This is a genomic window from Bacillus sp. L_1B0_5 (assembly GCF_000836715.1).
Classification (GTDB): domain Bacteria; phylum Bacillota; class Bacilli; order Bacillales; family Bacillaceae_G; genus Bacillus_A; species Bacillus_A thuringiensis_S.
The window spans coordinates 77,291-94,699 of record NZ_JXIS01000035.1 but is presented as its reverse complement, the minus strand read 5'-3'; the positions used below and the strand labels follow the sequence as shown (position 1 = coordinate 94,699).

The following is a 17,409-nucleotide window of genomic DNA, read 5'->3' as shown; positions in this document are numbered from 1 at the left end:
TTTCATTATCACCATAAAGAAGCGAATTACATTCAGCTTCTTTTCTTTTAACCTGTTTTATATTCTATATATATCATTATAATTCCTTTGTCATATTATTTTAAAAATTTCGTATATTCATTTGAAAGAATAAGAAATTCATGATAAAATTGTGTTACAAATATATCTATATCTTTCAATTTTTAAAACACATCGAAATTTTCACCCAAAAATGTCATTTTACAAAAACATGCTAATTTATCTATTTTATTTACATCAGGGTCTCTTTTCTTACAATTTCTTTACTTTAGGACTTTTTTTCTGCAACAACTATTTTCTTTTCTTTAAATTTTTGGTATGTATAGTATGGTATAATAGCTCACACGGAGGTGGAAAAGAACATGTTAGAAACCTTTCAAAAAGAATTAGAACTATATGAAAGTAATGCAGAATTATTAAAAGTACTAGCTCATCCTGTTCGTTTATGTATCGTAAAAGGATTAATCGAGCGCGGTCCAAGCAACGTTTCTACAATGTATACTGGCTTAAACATGCCACAATCTACAATTTCACAGCATTTAGCAAAATTAAAAAGCGCTAAAATCGTTTCTAGTGAAAGAAAAGGTTTGGAAATTTATTACAAGGTAGAGAACGAAACAATAATTCAACTCGTTCGCGTATTATTAGGTTAGGGACTAATAATCGAAGAAAAAGAACGTATTCTATATTTTTTATCTCATATCTTTAATATAAATATATATCATGAGAGGAAATATATAATACTACATAAGTCGTATTAAAAAACAAGACACAGTATATACTGTGTCTTGTTTTTTTATATTGTTACATACCGCTCCAAATGTAAATGTTGCATATCTTTTGTATGTATAACAACATCAAACGCACTCCCTACTCCTCCATTCAAAATCATAGAACGAACTGCTCGATTTTGTTTTTGCGTTTCAGAAAAAGGATTTGTATCTTGATGATTCGTAAGCTGTTCTAATATTCCTGCCGCTAACAAAAACTCAGATTGTTTCTTATGCCATACTGCACTCATTCCTTGCAGACTAAACATCTCCTTTAGCTCGTCCCAATGAATATGAGTAGTAAGATCCATTTCACCTGGATACGCTAGTGGGTTACGTATTAGATTATGCTGATAATAACCTCGTAAACTTCCTTCACGGTGTGCTGGATGCATCCATTCTTCTTTTGTGTATCCGTAATCAACTGTAATACATATACCTTTTTGAAACCATTTCGCAATTTCTTTTATATACTCCTCCATCACAATTGGTACTTCAAAACGTTGCCCTTCAGCAATATGAATATTATATTTCAATAAATAGCGACCAATTCTTTTATCTAACGGCCTACATACTTCTGAAAGTTTTCCTTCCTCTGTATATGTAATACGTACTTCATACAACATACCATTTCTTTTCTCAATTATTTCAACAGGAAATGCATCAAACAACTCATTTGAAAAAAGAATTCCCTCGAAAGAATCTCCCATTTCACTATAAGACGTATAGTACGATACATTAGAAAATGAGCCAAGGTGCTCCTGCTGTAATTTTCTATGAAAAGGGCTCACTTCAATCATTGAATAGTTTAAATCAATAAAGGTTTTTGGAGATAATTGCTTCCATTCTTGTAAAACATCATAGGCAAACTTTCCTGTTCCCCCGCCAACCTCACAAATATTCGGAGCAACTTCACCATTTTCAACAAGACGAATAAAAAGTTTAGCAAAAGTTTTTGCAAAAACAGAGGAAACGTTGCTACTTGTAAAAAAATCCCCTTGTCTTCCAATCTTTTCACGTTCTTTCATATAATATCCATGATCTTCTGTATATAATACAAGGTTCATATACGTACTATATGAAATTGAATAATCCTTTTCTTTCCCCATCCATTCTCTTAAAATGAGCTCCATTCCCATAATGACTCCTTATTGTAAAAACGGATTATTTTCTTTTTCAAAACCAATGCTTGTTTCTGGACCATGTCCACATAACACCGCTGTTTCATCTGGTAATACAAATAATTTCTCTTCAATACTTCCAATTAATTCAGCAAAACTTCCACCAGGTAAATCTGTTCTTCCAATGCTCATTTGGAACAATACATCTCCTGAGAACACAGCATTCGCCTCTTTACTATAATAAGAAATACTTCCAGGAGAATGTCCTGGCGTCTCAAAAATTTCAAAATTAAATGATCCAATTGTTAATGTACCTTCTGCATCAATAATATGATCCGCTGGTTTTGCTGTAATACTGCGGTTCATCATAAAAATTTGAGCGCCGTTTACAGTTGCATCTCCTAACCAATTTGCTTCTTCTTTATGTACGTATACAGGAATATGAAAAGCGTCTCTTACCGCATCAACAGCACCGATATGGTCAAAGTGAGCATGCGTTAATAAAACCGCCAATGGTTTTAATTGTTCTTCTTGTAAATATGTAACGAGCTTTTCACCTTCGTGACCAGGGTCAAAGATAATGCACTCTTTTTGATCGTTCATTAAAATATAAGCATTTGTTTGTAATGGGCCTAACGGCATTTGTATCCATTTCATATGAAAATCTCCTCCAGTTATTAAACTTACTTTTAATGATACAACATTTCTTTCTCTTAGGAAAAGAAAGGATGCTCTCTCGACAATCATTTTTAAAACATGTACAATATAAAAGAGTAAATATTCCAAAAACTCATAATAAGAAATGGGTAGACAGAGGAGGATATTGCATGGGCCTTGTTATTATTTTTACACTTGTCACTCTGTTAGCTGTATTTGCTACGCTTAGAACACTTCGTGAAAAAAACTTTTTCGCGAGCGGCTTTGCAATTGCAACTGTACTCGTTTTCGGATGGTTTACGATCATGACTGTTCTATATAACGGGTATCCACCAACAGCTTAATTCGTTTACACTTTATTCTTCATCAAGATTTCACACAAAAAGAGGAAGGGTTTCCCCTTCCTCTTTTCATATTTCACAACTTATATCATCTTCGCTTCGTATTTGTGCTTTTTTACAAGCCAAGCTCCTCCGATAACACCTGCATCATTACCAAGTGTTGCAATAGCTAACTTCGTGCTCTTTACAGCACGCGAGAAAGCGTATTGCTCGAAATAGCGTTGAATTGGTTCTAATAGCGCATCTCCAGCTTTAGACACGCCTCCACCAATAACAATTTTCTCTGGGTTCAACGTACTAGATAGGTTCGCTACAGCTAACCCTAAATAAGAAGCTACTTTTTCTACTACTTCGCCTGCTAATTCATCACCTTGTCCAAGTGCTTCAAAGACATCTTTTGATGTAATACGTCCTTCTTCAGCTAACATAGAACGCAACATGCTTTCTTTATTAGTCTCTTGTATTTTTTGCATAGCAACACGTACAATACCTGTCGCAGATGCTACTGTTTCTAAGCAACCAGACTTCCCGCAATTACATGGGAAAGCATTTTCTGTAACTACTGTAATATGTCCAATCTCACCAGCAGCACCACTCACGCCGTGTACAATCTCACCATTGGCGATTACACCACCACCAACGCCCGTACCAAGTGTCATACAGATTAAATCTTTTGCACCTTCACCAGCACCTTTCCACATTTCACCAAGCGCTGCTAAGTTTGCATCATTATCAATAACAACAGGTAATCCTGTTTCTACTTCTAATAAATCTTTTAGCGGATAGTTTTTCCACCCTAAATTAACCGCTTCATAAATCATTCCAGATGCCACATGTACAGGGCCAGGAGCTCCCATACCAATACCAATTAACTTGCTCTTCAATTCGCCTAATTCTTCTAGCTTTTTATCAATTGCTTTCGCAACATCAAGTGTAATATGTTTTCCTTGCTCACCTGTATTTGTAGGGATTTCCCACTTATGTAAAATTTCACCGTATACATTAATAAATGCTAATTTAATCGTTGTACCACCAAGGTCAACACCAACTAACCATTTCTCTTCCATGTTGCTTACCTACCTTTATCTAATTCTTATTTAGCTCTTTTTGAATTTCTTGCTTCAATAAAAATAAAGCTGTTTGATAGTCTTGTGGATCGATTAGCTGTGATTGATTTAATTCACGCAATTCATCTTGCATTAATTGTAAATCTGCAATTCGATCTCCCGTATAAATAATCGTACCAAATTTCTTTAGCAATTGCTGAATATCATAAATAGATACCATTTCATCACCCTCTATGCTCACTTACTATAAAAATTATAATAAGAAAACGTTCACATATTTTATTATAATCAAGAAGAAAAAGTCTCGTCAATTTTTATTTGTCTATACAAGCTCATTTATAAGCATTGTTCCTTTTTCTGTAATAATTTTTTCTATATTTTTATCAAATGGTTCTACCGGAATGTGTTTTACCATTTGAAAATCATATGCTAATGATAGCGTTTTCCCTTTATAATGCACGAGATAACGATCATAATAGCCCCCGCCGTATCCAATCCGCTCTCCTCGCTCTGTATAAGCTACGCCTGGCACAATTTGAAGATCAATTTCATCCACATTCACTTCTTCCGTAAGTCCCGGAATCGGTTCACGTAAATTCATATACACCGTTTCTAATTGATCAAAATCACTAATTTTCCGGAAAGACATCGTTCTTGTTCCTTTATTACACTTAGGAACTACAACTTTCTTTCCTTCTTCCCAAGCTTTTTCGATAATAGGATATGTATTCACTTCATTTTCCATTGAGAGAGTAATTCCAATTGTTTTAGCTTCAATCCACTCTTTTTGCGCATACAACGAAAATGCAATCTGTTCTGATAAAGTTGTATACTGTTCTTCTGATAAAGAATTCATGTGTTCTATTATTTGTTTACGCAAACGCACTTTCTCTTCTTTCACACATTCTCCTCCTTACAGTGACACTTTACTCTATGATGATAGTGTATCACTTTTAACATAGGAATCGAATAAAAAAAGAAACAGTAGGAAAATATTCCTACTGTTTACTTTGTTTCACGGTGTAACGTAGACTTCTTGTCACGCTTGCAATACTTTTTAAGCTCGATACGCTCAGCGTTGTTACGTTTATTTTTCTTTGAGATATAGTTACGATCTCCGCATTCTGTACATGCTAGAGTAATATTCACACGCATTCTTATTTCCCTCCAGTACTAATAACTTAAATCAGACTATACTATAATACCACTTTTAAAATAAAAATTCTACACCTTTTGATATTGTCTAATTTTTTCTATAAGATTTTTCATGTTTTCCCTTGCTATTACTGGGTTTCTAGCATGTGAATACACTAAAAATTTTGGTTGTTTTGTGTCAGAAACGATATAAGACCACTCTTTTTCAGTATATTTGAACTGTACTCCTTCAAATATACCTTCTCCCTTCCTTTCAATATCATCCAATAATTTCCTCATAATTTTCCCTTTTTCATTCCATGAACATACCACTTCATCATAAAGTAAATAGAGCGGAGGTGATTGCTCTACTATGCTGAGAAACGTTTTTCCTTGCAATGCTATTAGCTCAAATAATTTTCCAATCCGATATAAAATATCTCGCTTCCACCTTACTTGAAACGACTTCCTTTCATCCTGCGTATAAAACAGAAGATAACATTCTCCTAATTTCAAAGACATTGGGTAAATATTTCCTGTAGATTCGAGTAAGAAATCTGGAATATCTACCTCTTCCAAATCTGTACCCTGGTAAATATTACTATGTTTATCGTATAACTCGAAATGATTTCCTTGCTCAGAAAACATAAGAGCCATATTCGCTTTACTTGATTTCATCAAAGCTTTCACATGATCTTTTTGTTCGCTTGCATAAATCCATGTAACTGTACAACCAAGTCTTTGTAGAAAGAGCATAAGTAAATGTTGCAACGTATCATTTCTCTTATTAATAAGAAGATGAAACTTCTGCATCTGTATTTTCTCGATATCAATATGCCCCAATATAACTTCTATATACTCATTCATAGAAATATGAACCAGCTTATTTCGCCCCATCTCTTTCTCATGCACGTAATAAAACAATTCGGACATATATACTTGTTCTATCTCTTTTTGCTGCTTATACGTTAACGGCATGCCAGCTTGACCATACAACTTTATAACGATCTCATTCTCATTTTCCACTTGGATGAAAACCCCACCTGCACATTGCAAATGATGAACACTATATTGAAAAAGTGACTCGTTCATTTCTTTACATTCCATCGTATGAATCCCTATACCATGAATAGCATGTAAAAATAAATTTTTATAAGAGGTTGTTTCTATATTTTCTTGACTTCCAATTAATATACTTTCCCCTTTTGTGAATAGGGAGCCATACGCCATCGCAATCTTCACGATAAACTGGGGAGTAATTTCAACATTCCCTCTTCCTACAATGCGGCTTTTTTGTAACCACCCTGCACTCATTTCACTCTCTTGAATACCAGCCGCTCCTACTATCGAATGACTATCAATCGCCTTATAAGGCCATAGTTTTCCTTTTTGCTTAATTACCGTACTTCTCCCGATATGACAGTGATCCGCTACAACGCTTTTTTGAAACAGTGTAACGTCATCTTCAACCATTGTACGCTCTCCTATTGTCGTTTCTAATAGTTCACAATACTTCCCAATGTGGGCATTTGCAAAAACAATACTTTTTTGAAGATGAGAATAACTTGAAACGATACTATTTTTCCCAATAATAGAATATGGCTCAATTACAGCTCCTGTACCAATCTTTGCTCCTTCTCCAATAAAAGAGGGGCCATGAATTTTCGTCCCTTTCCCAATCGTCACCCCTTCTCCCATCCATACCATCGGTAATACTTCCGTATAAGGAATAGATACTTGTAACTTTTTCGTTAACAAATCAAATTGCGCTTGTCGATATTGATTAAATGTGCCGATATCTAACCAATAGCCTTCTGACAAATATGCGAATAACACATTTTTGTTTGCCAATAACGGAAACACATCATGACTGAAATCAAAAAATTGCCTAGGCGGTATGTAAGAAAAGATTTCTGGCTCCATAATATATATGCCTGTATTCACAACATTAGATACTACCTCATTCCAGCCCGGCTTTTCTATATATCGTGTAACCTCCTGGTCTTTATTCATTACAACCAATCCAAATGAGAGTGGATTTTCTACTTCTTTCACAAACATTGTTACCATTCTTTTCTTTTGTTCATGAAACCTAATTCCTTCTGATAATTGAAAGTCAGTTAATGCATCCCCGCTTATTACAACAAATGTTTCATCTAAAAATTGTTCTGCTTGTTTAATACTCCCTGCTGTACCAAGCGGAGGAGAGTCTTCAAAATAATACAAGTTAACTCCCCATTTACTACCATCACCAAAATATCGCTTAATCGTCGTACTCATATATTGAACAGTAATTGCAATTTCACGAATACCATGCTGGCGTAATAACTCAATATTGTATTCTAAAACTGGTTTTTCTAATAATGGTAACATCGGCTTTGGAGTATTACATGTTAATGGTCTAAGGCGTCTTCCTTTTCCTCCAGCTAAAATAACCCCCTTCATATACTTCAGCCTCCACTTATATAATGTTCAGTAGCTCCATATACCATATGTATATTCTCTATCCCACATGAACTAGCAGCATAAACTTGATTAGTTAAACGAATCCTCATTTAAAAGACCCTATAATTAAATTTCCCACCTATAAAAACGTACGTTTAAAACAAAAAGAAAACGCTTACTATTAATTGATAAATAATACTTATTAACGAACAACATATATACTAATTTTCCCATTACATTATGATACATCTTATCATCATAAACTCAAGGAAACAACGAGCTTTTTTTGTCATGTTTTGACTAAAAAAAGCAGGTGATTTCTCATCACCTACTTTCATTCCTACTCATTCAATAAATAATGCTTTCCTTTTACTAAATAAAAGACATTTTCAGCAATATTTGTAATATGGTCTGCTACACGCTCAATATATCTCGCCACAAATGATAATTGTGTAATTTGCGTAATTGCTTCTGGTTGTTCCGGAACTGAAGATATAAACTCACGAATTGCTTTTCCATATATTTCATCAACGGAATCATCCATTTCAGCAATTTGTTTCGCGAAAGTTAAATTTTCTTGTTCATATGCTTCTAACGCTAAATGCAACATCTTATTTGCAACCGCAAACATTTCATCCAGGTTGTGCAAACTAACAGCCACTTCTTTTTCCCCAAGACGAATTGTAGCCTTTGCAATATTAACAGCATGATCTGCAATACGCTCTAAATCTGTCGCTGTTTTAATTGAAATAAAGATCCTTCTTAAGTCACTTGCTACAGGTTGCTGCTTCGTAATAAGCATAAGCGCAAGATCGTTTATTTCCTCTTCTAAATTATCCATGCGGTAATCGCCATCAATGACCTCTAACGCTTTCTCTACATCCCTTGTATGCAGACCTTCCATAGCAATCAATAAAGCCGCATTTGCTAATTCGCCAAGCTCAATCACCTTTTGCTGTAACACTTTTAAATCACCTTGAAACTGTTCTCTTACCATTTTTTCTTCCCCCTCAATACTATGTGCCAATATATATAAAGTGAAGCTTTAATCAGCCCTCATCAATCGGGCTTTTACTGACAGCCCGATCCCCACCTAACTTCTTTACTTTCGCTGAATTTTGAAGTGGGGGTCTTATTGTCCGAAAATAGCGGGATAAACCTCCTACATAACCTCTTACGCCTGTAATAAACCTTAAGATAGAAGATCCCAAAATAAGAAATGCCCTCTGTTAAGAGGGCATTTTCTCTTAGCTTTGCAACGATATCAACCAAAGCGACCTGTAATATAATCTTCTGTACGCTTATCTGAAGGCGTCGTAAATAATTTGTTTGTATCTGTATACTCCACAACTTCCCCGCTTAAGAAGAAAGCGGTTTTGTCTGAAATACGCGCTGCCTGTTGCATATTATGCGTTACGATAACAATACTAAAGTCTTTCTTTAACTCTTGAATTAATTCTTCTACTTTTAATGTTGAAATTGGATCTAGTGCCGATGTTGGCTCATCCATTAAAATAACGTCTGGCTCAATAGCTAAGCAACGTGCGATGCATAGACGCTGTTGCTGTCCACCAGATAAACCGTATGCATTATCGTGCAAGCGATCTTTTAATTCATCCCAAATTGCTGCTCCGCGTAAACTTTTCTCAACAATTTCATCTAATGTCTTTTTATCACGAATACCATGGATTTTTGGACCGTATGCTACATTCTCATAAATAGATTTTGGAAATGGATTTGGCTTTTGGAACACCATTCCTACGTGCGTTCTTAATTCTTCAACTGGATATGATTTATCAAATATATTGCGTTCTCTATATTCAATTACACCTGTAGTTCGAACGATCGGTACTAACTCTACCATGCGATTTAACGTTTTTAAGTACGTTGATTTACCACAGCCACTTGGACCGATAATTGCTGTAACTTCATTCTCATGAATACTTAAATTAATATCTTTTAAAGCATGGTCTTCCCCATACCATAAATTTAAGTTTTTCGTATCAAATACTACTTTCTTTGGCGCAGTCTCGATTTTCTCTTCGTTTTTCACCTGTACATTTACTACTGTTGCTACCATTTGAATTCCCCTTTCATCCACTTCCAACTTATTTTCGATTTCGTAACCATAAAACAAATATATTGATAAATAGCAACAAACCTAACAAAACAATCATCCCAGCTGCTGCTACATACTGAAATTCTTCTTGTGGCCTACTCATCCAATTAAAAATTTGAATTGGTAAAACTGTAAATCTATCAAACATACTAAATGGAACATAATTTGCAAACGCAAGTGCCCCAATAACTAATAGTGGTGCTGCTTCTCCAATTGCTCTTGATATCGCTAACGTACAGCCCGTTATAATCCCCGGGAAAGCATATGGCAATACAATTTGATACATCGTTTGCCACTTCGTAGCACCTAATCCGTAAGAACCCTCTAATAATGCACTTGGTACTGATCGGATTGCTTCTTGACTCGCCACAACAACTGTTGGTAAGACGAGTAAACTCATCGTCAGTGCTGCTGCAACTATACTCTCTCCTAAATGAAGAGCATATACAAAAATAGTTAAACCAAGCAATCCAAATACAACGGATGGTACTCCTGCTAACGTTTGATTATTAATCTCTACTATTTTTTTAAATAGAGATTCCTTCGCATATTGCTCTAAATAAAGGGCTGTTCCAACTCCAAATATAAAAGAAACAGGTATAACAATACTCATAAATAATATTGTCCCTGACAAAGCTGCAGCAATACCAGCTTCTTTCGGATTACGTGAAGCGAAATTTGTAAAGAAATCTATTGAAAGATAGCTTATACCTTTTTCAACAATTTGAAACAGTAACACAAACAAAATTACGATTGAAAATAAAATCGCTATATAAAATAACAATTTGTAAATTCGATCTTTTAAAAAGCGTGATGCCATGTTTTTTTGTATTTTTTTATGATTCAACATCCGCATATTATGTCATCCTCCTAAAACGGCGCATAATTGACTGCGAAATGATGTTCATAATAAAAGTAAACAAAAATAATGTTGCACCTACAGCATACATGCTGTAATACGTAATCGTTCCATGCGGAGCATCACCTAAACTTACTTGCACAATATAGGCTGTTAACGTTTGAATAGAATGTGTCGGATCAAGCGATACATTTGGTGTGGATCCTGCCGCAATTACAACAATCATCGTTTCACCAATTGCACGCGAAGCCGCTAATATAATTGCTGCCATAATCCCTGTAAAAGCGGACGGAAACACCACTTGTTTTACCATTTCAAACCGCGTCGCTCCGAGTGCTAATGAAGCTTCTTTCGTCCCTTTCGCCACAGCTCTCATCGCGTCTTCAGATAAAGATGCAACTGTAGGCATCATCATAAATCCGATAACGATTCCTGGGCTAATCGCATTAAAAAATTGTAAATCTGGTATAACCCTTTGTAAAAACGGCGTAACAATTGTTAATGCAAAAAAACCATATACAATTGTCGGGATACCTGCTAATAGCTCTAACATCGGCTTTAATATTTTCCGTGCACTATTTGAAGCATATTCGCTTAAAAATACGGCACACGCTAAACCAATAGGAATTGCTACAAACATAGCGATTGCTGTTACAAGGAACGTTCCACATATAAGTGGTAATATACCGAATTTAGGATTTTCAAAAAACGGTAACCATTCTTTCTCCGTCAAAAAGGAGTACAATGATATTTTTTGAAAAAACATGATTGTTTCATTAGAGAGCGTAAAAACAATTCCAAGTGTCGTAGCAATAGAAACGCTAGCAATTATTTTTAGTAACAAAGGCATTATTCGATTGATTCGCTGCGTTTTTTTTCTTTGTTTTGTATTTCTTTCAATCAAATGTTGTACAGAAAATGTAATTTGACTTTTGTCATTATGAGCCAAAGATGAAAACCCCTTTCCACCCTGACATTACCTTTTTATTTCTGTTAACATACGCAGCTGTTCATTGTATTTTTCTTTTCGTAATTTTACATACCCGACCTCTTCAGCGAGGTTACCAACATGCTGAATCATAAACTCAACATAGTTTGCTACATTCATTTTATTTCGGATAGATGCATTATTCACATAAGTAAGTAGCGGCCTAGATAACGGCTTATACTTACCTGACTGAATGGTCTCTTTCGTCGGAAATACACCATTCACTTTTATTGCTTTCACCTTATCTCGATTAGCCATATAATAAGCATATCCTACAAAAGCAATGGCATGTTTATCATTCATTACCCCTTGCATAATAACTTGATCATCTTCAGACAAAGAGACCTTTTTTACAATGCGATGATTTTGTAAGATGACATTTTGAAAATAATCATAAGTACCAGAGTCTACGCCTGGTGCATAAAACTTCACTTGTTCACGTGGCCATGTTGAATGAATTTGTGACCATCGCTTCTCTCTTCCATTTTCACTCCACAGTAAACGTAACTCGTCTACTGACATATCGTCTACCCATGTATTGTGCCGATTCACAACGATTGTAAGACCATCGTTAGCGACCTCAAAAGGTGTGAACTGAATAGAGTTTTTCTTCATCTCATTTTTCTCGACTTGTTTCATTACTCTCGAAGCATTATTTATATCTACTTCTCCTTTACTAAAACGATTAAATCCTCCTCCAGTTCCAGAAACACTGATGGAAATTTTCACGTCTGGATGCACCTTTGTATATTCCTCCGCTACTGCTTCTATAATAGGAAAAACCGTTGAGGATCCATCAACTCTCACTTCTCCCATATCATTTAAAGCAAATGCAGTAGACATTTCAAAACAGAGGAACCATATCGATAGTACGAAAATTATAATCGGTGTACGCATCCATTTCACGTGTTCTTCCTCCTAGAAGTAACCGGAAATAACAGGATTACAGATATAAGAATACTGCTAAACTATTAATTCGGTTTTAATTGTTTGTAAAAGTTTTGTAAAGTTCCACAAAAATCAACATACGATACAATTTTAATCGGTAGTAGTTATTCATTTTCTCTGATGATTTCCCTATAAAACCGTTATCCCCTATCCCATCATATACAAGTATTATTTATATGGACGCGTGTTTTTTCAATATTGTATACTTGTCCACATTTATTACACGATATGCATAAACCATAAAAAAAAGCACACTATCTTTTCAGATAGTGTGCTTTTTAAATTTTTTTTTATTCATCATCTTGATCTTTATTTTTATTGTTTTTGTCATCTTTTGGAGCTTCACCATTTACTTCTTGGTTTTTCAAATCAAAGTAAGCGTCCATAATTTCACGACCAATATATCCATTAATACCAGTCTTATCATCATGTACCCAGGGAACAACAACAGAGAATGCTACTTCTGGATCTTCAAGTGGCGCATAACCTACTAATGTTAAGTTATATGTTTCCACACGTTCACCGTTTGCTTTTCTACCAATCTCTTTATCTCCGCCATACACAGTTTGCGCGGTACCTGTCTTCCCTGCCGCTTTATATTTTGCACCTGTAAAGTATTTGGTAGCTGTACCACCTGAATCATTATACACTTGTCTAAATCCTTCTTGAACACGTTTAATTTGCGATTCTGGCATATCAACACGATTTAATACTTTCGGTTCCATAGATTGAACAACTTTCCCAACCTCATCTGGTTTCACTGCCGGTTGACGAATTTCTTTTACAACTTGTGGTTGCATACGATATCCGCCATTGGCAATCGTCGAAATATATTGCGCTAATTGAAGCGGTGTATACGTATCATACTGTCCAATTGATAAATCTAGTAAGAAACCTGGTTGACTACTTCTACCCATCTGACCAGCAGATTCATTCGGTAAATCAATTCCTGTTTTTACACCAAGTCCAAACTGTCCGAAATAATAACGCATCGTATCAAATGCTTTTTGAGGTATATCTAATGTACCACCTCTCACATATTGAACACCAGCGATATTCATCGCTGTTTTAAACATATAAACGTTAGAAGACATTTTTAAAGCTGTAAGGTCATTAATATATCCCATCGTTTTCCAAGACGACTTCGTAGGTGTACCTTTTAATTTAATTGGTTCATCCAATTGTACTGCCCCTGGTTGAATCGCACCAGTTTGATATCCAGTAAGTACTGTTGCACCTTTTACAGTTGACCCCATCGGATAAGAACTTGTCATGGTACCTAATGCAAAGTCATTTACTTTCGTTTGACCATCTTCATTAACTAATTGTTTCCCAGCCATGGATAAAACTTCACCATTTTTCGGATTCATCATTACAACGAATGCGCGATCTAAAAGAGGTTCGCTTCCTTTAAATCTCATTAAATTCTTCGCAAGAATATCTTCCACACGCTTTTGTAATTCCATATCAATTGTTAAGTTCAGGTCATTACCACTTTGCCCTTTTGATACATTAATCGTTTCTAAAATATTACCGTTTTTATCTGTAACATTTCTAACTTCTGCTTTCGTACCGTGCAGGCTATCTTCATACTGTTGTTCAAGATAACTTTTGCCTACTCGATCATTCCGATTATAATCACGGACAAGATAGTAATCTAGTCTTTCTCTCGGTAAGCCTTCATCAGATGTCGACACCCCACCAAGTACACTTCGGAATAAATCATCGTACGTATATTTTCGATCCCAATCAACATTTGTATCTACACCTGGTAATGCTGCTAGGTTTTCACTAATAATCGAATATTCCTTTTCTGTAGCATCCTTTTTAATAACTTGAGGTGTCATTGCATATCCGCCATCCATCTTACTCTTAATCGCTAGTATTTCTAGATCTTTTGCGGATAATTGATTAATCTCTTCTTCTGTTACACGACTGCGCTGACGCTCGTCTAATTCTTTATCATCAATTTTTTTATCTTTAAACTCTTGACGATCTTTATTCGTAATTTTTTCTTTAGCTTCCTCTTTATGCATAGCAAGCCAATAATCTTTTTTATCGCGATCTGTTAATTTATCTGTCGGTACTTCAATCAAATCTGCTAGCTTTTTCGCTGTTTCTAAGCGATCCTCTGCAGTTGATCCTTTCATTTTTGTAAATGTAATAGTACGAATGGCTGCATTATCTACTACAGGTCGCCCATAACGGTCAAATATTTTCCCACGCGGTACAGGATTACTTATCGTTGAGTTTTCTTTCTTCTCCACTTCATTCTTATATTCTTCACCGCGAACAATTTGTACATATCCGAGCCTTACAATAACCGCGGAGAACATTAAAAACACGCAGAAAAACAGCACGTTTAACCGAAAAGGAACGTGGGTCTTTTTCTTATTTTGCTTCTGCTTCTTGCTCATACAAACCCCCTCTACCAACAGCTATGTAATGTGAAAGGGACACCTTCATACAGGTGTCCTCACTGCTGTCTTACATCTTTTTCTATTCTAGCATAAAACAAACGAGAAGTTAACCTTCTGGTTCAGTTTGGTTTTGCGCGTTTCCTTGCGTTACAACACTTGTTTTACTCGCATTTCCCTCATCATATTTGACATTTTTAACTGCAAAATAAATAAGAAAATGTCCAGCACCTAAAATACATAATAAGTAAGGTAAACTTTTTTCAGGTGGAAAGAATAGTACAGCACATAAAAAACTTAAAATGGAACAGATTCTTCCGGCGTTTAACCACAGCTCCCGAACAACGACATATTCCACACGCCATTCTCTCGCATTTTTCGCTCTACCAATTACGTCATATGTCATTGATCCATACGGAACAAGTAAAATAGGATATGCAATCGCAATACATGCCGCATAAATAAGTAATTTCGTGTATGTAACATTGAAAATAACTAAAAAGACGACAGCATATAAAATAATGCCTCCAAGTAAAATTGCTTTTTTTCGCCACTCCTTCTTTAACATACGAGCAACTAAGTAATAACATACAAAGGATACAGCAGAGTTCACTAAACTATATTTCCCTAATGCGAACTCACTATTAGTTGCTAAATAAACATATACTGAAATGACAAAAATAAACGTTCCTTCTCTCAATCCTTGGAAAAAATGAGCTCGTGTAATCTTTCCCCAGTTTTTATCAATCCGTCGTTCTTTCAATACTTGCACGATTTCATAACGCCCTTCACATTCTCTTTTAGATAAAAAGAAGCTTAAGACGACAGCAATTGCAAATAGAACTAATGAAAGAAAGAATATAACAGTATAACCACTCCATTTCTCCATACGTGAAATTGTGTATCCTGCTGCTATTGGTCCGATCATCCCAGAGAAGGATGTAAGAAGTCCAAGAAACCCATTAAAGAAATCTCTTGTTTCTGGTTCTGTAATTTCAAATGTCAATAAGTTAAAAGCCAACCAGTAAAAACCGTATCCTACTCCTAAAAGAGCCCCCATTAATAAAATATACTGAGAAGCACTTTTCCCCGCTACTAAGACAACAATAAAAAAAATTGCGAGCGTTCCTACTCCTATTCGTAATAAAATCGAGCGATCGATACGTTTCGCTAATTTTCCCCCTACAAGAAATGTGAGAGGCTGTAATATAACGCTGGCCAAATTATACAAGCCAAGATTCACATAATTTTGTGTTTGTTTCCATAAATAAATATTTACAAACGTATTCGATAAAGAAATTGCGAGCGTGTATAAACCTCCTATAAGGAGCAATAACACTAAATCCCGATTCACTTCAACGTCACCAATTATATGTTTCCACTTCATACACAACTCTCCTTTACTTCATGTTCTAGTCTTCCAAAGACAAGCCCAATTATGTAAAAGGAAAGCATAGAAAAAAGCTAGGGGTTCTCCCCTAGCTTTTTTCTATATTTATTACAATTATTTTGCTTCTTGGTAACGTTTTTCAGCAGCGTTCCAATCTACAACGTTCCAGAATGCACCGATGTAGTCTGGACGACGGTTTTGGTAGTTTAAGTAGTAAGCATGCTCCCAAACATCTAAACCGATAACTGGCGTTTTACCTTCAGTTAAAGGAGAATCTTGGTTTGGAGTGCTTGTTACTTCTAGCTCACCATTGTTTACTACTAACCAAGCCCAACCAGAACCGAAGCGAGTTGCGCCAGCTTTTGCGAATTCTTCTTTGAATGCATCGAAGCTACCGAATTTTGCTTCAATTGCAGTTGCAAGTTCACCTACAGGTTGTCCTCCGCCGTTTGGAGATAGGATTGTCCAGAAGAATGTATGGTTAGCATGTCCGCCACCATTGTTACGTACTGCTGTACGGATTGCTTCTGGTACTTCGTTTAAGTTTGCAACTAATTCTTCTACACTTTTGTCAGCTAATTCTGCATGACCTTCTAAAGCAGCGTTTAAGTTTGTAATGTAAGTGTTGTGATGTTTTGTATGATGGATGTTCATTGTTTCTTTGTCAAAGTGAGGCTCTAAAGCATCATACGCATAAGGTAAATTTGGTAATTCGTGTTTTGCCATTGTTATATTCCTCCCAGTTTATGTATTGCCACTTAAGTGACATACAACTTCATTCTACCCTAATTGCCATAGGGTGCAAACAAATAAATCACATTGTCTTGCTATCATTAAAGTAGCAAAATTCCCACTTCTTTTCAATTAAAATGCTCATATATTCCGTAAAAAAAGCTTCCTTCTACAAGGAAGCTTCCTGCTAACATATAAACATGCGAAATGGATATGGACCCTGTAGGACTCGAACCTACGACCGGACGGTTATGAGCCGTCTGCTCTAACCAGCTGAGCTAAGGGTCCACAATTATGTATGTAACAACATATCAAATAAAGGAATTCCTATCGGATATATCGTTTAAGAAATGTAAGATAAATTTACCATATAGAAAAGAAAAGTGTCAATTGTATTTTTCTC

At 35.5% G+C, this 17,409-nt stretch carries 17 protein-coding genes and 1 tRNA gene; 2 read left to right on the top strand and 16 right to left on the bottom strand.

Annotation, left to right across the window (positions count from 1 at the left end):
• The first annotated feature begins 380 nt into the window (after positions 1-380).
• Entirely contained in the window at positions 381-671 is a 291-nt protein-coding gene (locus RT27_RS11995; protein WP_000894377.1) for a metalloregulator ArsR/SmtB family transcription factor, read from the top strand.
• Between the two features lie 143 nt (positions 672-814).
• Here RT27_RS11995 and RT27_RS11990 read toward each other — a convergent pair whose 3' ends face one another.
• Together RT27_RS11990 and RT27_RS11985 are read right to left on the bottom strand one after the other, a co-directional pair.
• Positions 815-1,927 carry an SAM-dependent methyltransferase gene (locus RT27_RS11990; protein WP_043936269.1) on the bottom strand — a complete coding sequence of 371 codons (1,113 nt, stop codon included), beginning with the start codon at positions 1,925-1,927 and terminating at the stop codon, positions 815-817.
• 9 nt (positions 1,928-1,936) lie between these two features.
• Entirely contained in the window at positions 1,937-2,566 is a 630-nt protein-coding gene (locus RT27_RS11985) for an MBL fold metallo-hydrolase (RefSeq protein ID WP_043936266.1), read from the bottom strand.
• Positions 2,567-2,736: 170 nt separating this feature from the next.
• Between RT27_RS11985 and RT27_RS33260 the strand changes: the two genes are divergently transcribed.
• Complete coding sequence (locus tag RT27_RS33260) at positions 2,737-2,910, top strand: DUF2759 domain-containing protein (protein ID WP_029443307.1); 174 nt, start codon at positions 2,737-2,739, stop codon at positions 2,908-2,910.
• Between the two features lie 80 nt (positions 2,911-2,990).
• Here RT27_RS33260 and glcK read toward each other — a convergent pair whose 3' ends face one another.
• From glcK to RT27_RS11910, 14 genes are all read right to left on the bottom strand, one after another.
• A complete protein-coding gene (gene glcK, locus RT27_RS11975) occupies positions 2,991-3,974 on the bottom strand; it encodes a glucokinase (RefSeq protein WP_000391701.1) in 984 nt (327 codons plus the stop codon).
• Between the two features lie 19 nt (positions 3,975-3,993).
• Entirely contained in the window at positions 3,994-4,194 is a 201-nt protein-coding gene (locus RT27_RS11970; RefSeq protein WP_000253699.1) for a YqgQ family protein, read from the bottom strand.
• A 102-nt stretch (positions 4,195-4,296) separates the two neighbouring features.
• The gene (locus tag RT27_RS11965) at positions 4,297-4,875 is read right to left on the bottom strand and encodes a 5-formyltetrahydrofolate cyclo-ligase (protein WP_043936265.1); all 579 of its coding nucleotides are present in this window, start codon (positions 4,873-4,875) and stop codon (positions 4,297-4,299) included.
• Positions 4,876-4,979: 104 nt separating this feature from the next.
• The gene (rpmG, locus tag RT27_RS11960) at positions 4,980-5,129 is read right to left on the bottom strand and encodes a 50S ribosomal protein L33 (protein ID WP_001265616.1); all 150 of its coding nucleotides are present in this window, start codon (positions 5,127-5,129) and stop codon (positions 4,980-4,982) included.
• A gap of 69 nt (positions 5,130-5,198) precedes the next feature.
• A complete protein-coding gene (locus RT27_RS11955) occupies positions 5,199-7,553 on the bottom strand; it encodes a sugar phosphate nucleotidyltransferase (protein ID WP_043936263.1) in 2,355 nt (784 codons plus the stop codon).
• Between the two features lie 340 nt (positions 7,554-7,893).
• Positions 7,894-8,550, bottom strand: coding sequence for a phosphate signaling complex protein PhoU (phoU, locus tag RT27_RS11950; RefSeq protein WP_000251246.1), 657 nt, complete (start codon positions 8,548-8,550; stop codon positions 7,894-7,896).
• A 267-nt stretch (positions 8,551-8,817) separates the two neighbouring features.
• Positions 8,818-9,633, bottom strand: a complete 816-nt coding sequence (pstB, locus tag RT27_RS11945) for a phosphate ABC transporter ATP-binding protein (RefSeq protein ID WP_000226681.1) — start codon at positions 9,631-9,633, stop codon at positions 8,818-8,820.
• Positions 9,634-9,661: 28 nt separating this feature from the next.
• Positions 9,662-10,528 carry a phosphate ABC transporter permease PstA gene (gene pstA / locus RT27_RS11940; RefSeq protein WP_029443309.1) on the bottom strand — a complete coding sequence of 289 codons (867 nt, stop codon included), beginning with the start codon at positions 10,526-10,528 and terminating at the stop codon, positions 9,662-9,664.
• A 1-nt stretch (position 10,529) separates the two neighbouring features.
• Positions 10,530-11,480 (bottom strand): phosphate ABC transporter permease subunit PstC, encoded by a 951-nt coding sequence (gene pstC / locus RT27_RS11935; protein ID WP_043936261.1) that lies wholly within the window; start codon positions 11,478-11,480, stop codon positions 10,530-10,532.
• A gap of 27 nt (positions 11,481-11,507) precedes the next feature.
• Positions 11,508-12,425 (bottom strand): PstS family phosphate ABC transporter substrate-binding protein, encoded by a 918-nt coding sequence (locus RT27_RS11930; protein ID WP_029443311.1) that lies wholly within the window; start codon positions 12,423-12,425, stop codon positions 11,508-11,510.
• A 332-nt stretch (positions 12,426-12,757) separates the two neighbouring features.
• A complete protein-coding gene (locus RT27_RS11925; RefSeq protein ID WP_016080272.1) occupies positions 12,758-14,884 on the bottom strand; it encodes a penicillin-binding protein 2 in 2,127 nt (708 codons plus the stop codon).
• Between the two features lie 109 nt (positions 14,885-14,993).
• On the bottom strand, positions 14,994-16,271 hold the full coding sequence (locus RT27_RS11920; RefSeq protein WP_023523062.1) for an MFS transporter: 1,278 nt from the start codon (positions 16,269-16,271) through the stop codon (positions 14,994-14,996).
• Between the two features lie 117 nt (positions 16,272-16,388).
• The gene (gene sodA / locus RT27_RS11915; RefSeq protein WP_001052031.1) at positions 16,389-17,000 is read right to left on the bottom strand and encodes a superoxide dismutase [Mn]; all 612 of its coding nucleotides are present in this window, start codon (positions 16,998-17,000) and stop codon (positions 16,389-16,391) included.
• Between the two features lie 220 nt (positions 17,001-17,220).
• Positions 17,221-17,294: transfer RNA gene (locus RT27_RS11910), tRNA-Ile, on the bottom strand.
• Positions 17,295-17,409 lie beyond the last annotated feature (115 nt).